Genomic DNA, 4007 nt, shown 5'->3' with positions numbered 1-4007 from the left:
CCCGCGACCGGGAGGTCGACGGTGCCCCAGGCGGGCACGGCCGCCGCCGACGGCACGCCGATCGGCGCCCGGGTGTCCAGCAGCCGGGTCGGGCCGGCCGGGGTGAACGCGCTGCCGACGAAGGACCGTTCGGTCGCGCCGCGGTCGCGGGTGCCGCTGCCCGTACCGGTGTTGGGCACCGTCGGGTCGTCGACGGGCGCCCTGCCCTCGGAGTCGGTCGGGAGCATGCCCGGGGCGTTCTCGTCCGCCGAGTCGACCTTGGGGTCGGCCGGCGCGTCCGGGCCCCGGTCCACCAGGCTGGGCGCCACGATGTCGTGCTCCCCCTGGCCGGTGGCCGCGGTGAAGGCCTCCTGCGAGGTGTACGGGCCGCCGGCCCAGCTGTAGGCCGGGCCGCCGCTGCGCGGGTCGACCACGTTGTAGTCGACCTTGCTGCCGGCGGTGGCGTCCGGCCCGACGGTGATGCCGATGGCCTCGGCGGACCTGGCGCCGCAGGCCCGCGGGCCGTTCGCGCTGTTCACCACGTTGTTCTCGACCACCGCGCCGGCCGAGCCGCCGTCCAGCACGATGCTCCGGGAGCAGGGCGCGTTGACGGTGTTGGCCACCACCACGGTGTTCGGGGCGTCCTTCACCACGATGCCGGGCACGGTCCCGGGTCCGGACCCGGGCTTGTACACCTGGTTGGTGGTCACGACCGTGCCGGTGGAGCCGCCGTCCACGGTGATCGCCGGGTCCTGGTAGGAGCCGATCCTGCCGCGTGCGAAGCGCACGTCGGCGGAGCCGTTGGTGACGTGCAGGGTGGCGCCCTCGGCGATGGTCACCTGGTCGAAGGAGACGTCGCGGGCCCCGTCCACCAGGAGGGTGCTCTTCGGGGCCGCGGTGAGGTAGAGGTTCTCGAAGCGCAGGTGGTCGGCGCCCCGGACGACGAACCCGTTGACGGGAGTCTTCTGGTCGCCGATCATCGGGCCCGAGCCCCCTGGGCCGGTGACGCCGCGGACGGTGATCGGCGCCCCGGCGGTGCCCGACCGGGTGAAGGTCAGGTCCTCGGGGTACGTGCCCTCGCCGATCTCGACCGTCTGGCCCGGCTGGACGGCGGCCAGCGCCGGACCGATGGTGCAGTACGGCGCCGACTCGGTGCCGGTGCCGCTGTTGGTGCAGCCGGTCGTGCGGTGGACGTGGAGGGTGGTGCCCGCCGCGGCCGCGCCGCCCGCGGAGACGGCCGGCAGGCCGACCGTCCCGAGCAGCGTCGCACCGACGACGAGAGCCGTGCGGATTCTGGACAAAAGGAGCCCCCCTGGGCGCTGTTGAGCTTTGGTGACGCTTTTGCCCTCGCTTGATCCGTCCTTGATCGACTTGAGGGCGGAGCGGATCATTCCACAGTCGAACGGTCGTGTCAGTACGTCGCACGGGCCGCCGCCGTACGCGAACGGCCCCCGGAACCGAGCGCGGGGCTCGGTTCCGGGGGCCGTTTTCCTACGGGACGGGGTCAGTACGCCTGGTAGCCGAACTCGTCGACCACGAGGTGCAGCGGAGCACCGCTCGCGTTGTAGAACGACACCTTGCCGTCCTTGACCGGGACGACCACCTGGTTGGGGATGGTCTCGCCGGGCAGGAAGTTCAGGTTCGAGGCGTTCGGCGCCGCGTCACCGTGCGGGTAGACGGTCAGGTGCCCGTCGGTGCCCGGCTCGGTCACCGTCACGTTCAGGGTCACCGCCGCGACGGCCGGACCGTACGGGATCGGCAGGTCGAGGGTGCCCCAGGCCGGGACGGCCGGTGTCCGGAAGCCCGGGTCGCGGGTGTCCATCCAGCGCTGGGGGCCGTCGGGGTGGTAGCTGACCCTGCCTTCGGCGGTGTAGTAGCCGGCGAGGTCGGCGATCAGGTGCACGGTGCCGCCCGAGGCGTTCTGGAAGGACACCTTGCCGTCCTTGACCGGCACCGTGACCAGGTTCGGAATCGTCCTCCCGGCAGGCCAGTTGAGGTTGGAGGCGGTCGGCGTCGCGTCCCCGTGCGGATAGACGGTGAGGTGCCCGTCGGCCTGCGGCTCGGTCACCGTCACGTTCATCGTCACCGCCGTCACCCCGGACGCCGGGACCCCGGCCACGCCCGCCACGGGGAGGTCGACGGTGCCGTACGCCGGAACGGCCTGCGCCGCCGGGACTCCGATCGGTGCCCGGGTGTCCAGCAGCCGCGTCGGCCCCTGGGCGTGGAACAGCGAACCCTTCGGGCTGTAGTAGCCCGCCAGGTCGGCGATCAGGTGCACGGTGCCGCCTGAGGCGTTCTGGAAGGACACCTTGCCGTCCTTGACCGGCACCGTCACCAGGTTCGGGATCGTCCTCCCGGCCGTCCAGTTGAGGTTCGACGAGCTCGGCGCCGCGTCCCCGTGCGGATAGACGGTGAGGTGCCCGTCGGCCTGCGGCTCGGTCACCGTCACGTTCATCGTCACCGCCGTCACCCCGGACGCCGGGACCCCGGCCACCCCGGCGACGGGCAGGTCCACGGTCCCCCCGGCGGGGACGGGCTGCGCCGTCGGCACGCCGATCGGCTGGCGGGTGTCGAGCAGCCGGGTCGGGCCCGCCGGGGTGAACGCGCTGCCGACGTCCGCGTTCTCGTAGGCGCCGCGGTCGCGGAAGCCGCTGCCCGTACCGGTGTTGGGGACCTTGGGGTCGTCCACCGCGGCGACGCCGCCGATGGCGGTCGGCAGCATGCCCGGGGCCTTCTCGTCCGCCGAGTCGGTCACGTGGTCCGGCGGCGCGTCCGGACCCTTCTGGATCGACGACGGCGCGACGAAGTCGTGTACGCCCTGGCCGGTGGCCGCGGTGAAGGACGGCTGGTCGCCGTACGCCGTCCCGGCCCAGCTGTAGGCCGCGCCGCCGCTGCGCGGGTCGACCACGTTGTAGTCGACCTTGGTGCCCGCGACGGCGTTCGGGCCGACGGTGATCCCGGTCGCGCGGGCGGTCTGGTCGCGGCACGAATTCATGCCGTACAGGGCGGTGTTCACCAGGTTGTTCTCGACCACCGCGCCGGTCGAGCCGCCGTCCAGCACGATCCCGGCGAAGCAGGACGAGGTGACGTTGTTGGCCACCACGACGGTGTTCGGCGCGTCCTTGACCAGGACCCCGGTCATGTCGGGCCCGGCGTAGGGCATGAGCGCGTTGGTGGTGACGACCGTCCCGGTGGAGCCGCCGTCCACGGTGACCGCCGGGCCCTGCACCCTTCCGACGTCGCCGTGTCCGAGGAGCACCCGCTCGGAGCCGTTGGTGACGTGGATGCCGGTTCCACCGGTGAGGTAGGCGTTGTCGAAGGAGACGTCACGGGCGCCGTCCACCAGCACGGCCGCCTTCTGGGAGACCGCCGCGACGGTCAGGTTCTCGAACCGGACGTGCTCGGCGCCCCGGACGACGAACCCGTTGACGGGCCTGTCCCCCGTGCCGATCTTGGTGAGGCCGCCGCCGTTGTTCTCGTCGGGCGTCCTGCTGGCGCGGAAGGTGATCGGCGCCTCGGCGGTGCCCGACCGGGTGACGGTCACGTCCTCGATGTACGTACCGTCCGCGATGTCGACGGTCTGGCCCGGCTGGACGGCGGCCGCCGCCGCGCCGATGGTGCAGTACGGTGCCGACTGGGCACCGCTGCCGCTGTCGGTGCAGTTCGCACCCGCGGCGTTGTCGACGTGGAGCGTGCCGCCCGCCGCGACCGCACTGCCCGCGGAGACGGCCGGCAGACCGACCGCCCCGAGCAGCGTCACGCCGACGACCAGCGCTGTACGGAATCTGGACACAGGAGCCCCCCGTGGGCAACTTGAAGCGTGGATGACGCTTTCGACCCCCCGCCGTCCGGAGCCGGTCGGCTGGAAGGCGGAGCGGATCCTGCCACGGCCCGGGGCCCGTGCCAAGACGGATTTCACAGCTCGCGGAAACACGCGGACGGCCCCGGCGCCGAGCGGGGTGCTCGGCGCCGGGGCCGTCGGGGCGGGCGCGGGTGCGCGTACGGGTCAGTAGGCCTGGTAGCCGAAC

The 4007-nt window shown here is 73.0% G+C and carries 2 protein-coding genes; both read right to left on the bottom strand.

The window, feature by feature from the left end:
- The coding region (locus ACWDCZ_RS24725) for a right-handed parallel beta-helix repeat-containing protein (RefSeq protein WP_449816990.1) at positions 1-1280 on the bottom strand (1280 nt) is incomplete at its 3' end.
- Between the two features lie 203 nt (positions 1281-1483).
- Positions 1484-3772, bottom strand: coding sequence for a right-handed parallel beta-helix repeat-containing protein (locus tag ACWDCZ_RS24720; RefSeq protein WP_449816989.1), 2289 nt, complete (start codon positions 3770-3772; stop codon positions 1484-1486).
- Positions 3773-4007 lie beyond the last annotated feature (235 nt).

The organism is Kitasatospora sp. NPDC001225 (assembly GCF_053597855.1).
This window is presented reverse-complemented; position numbering and strand designations above follow the sequence as displayed.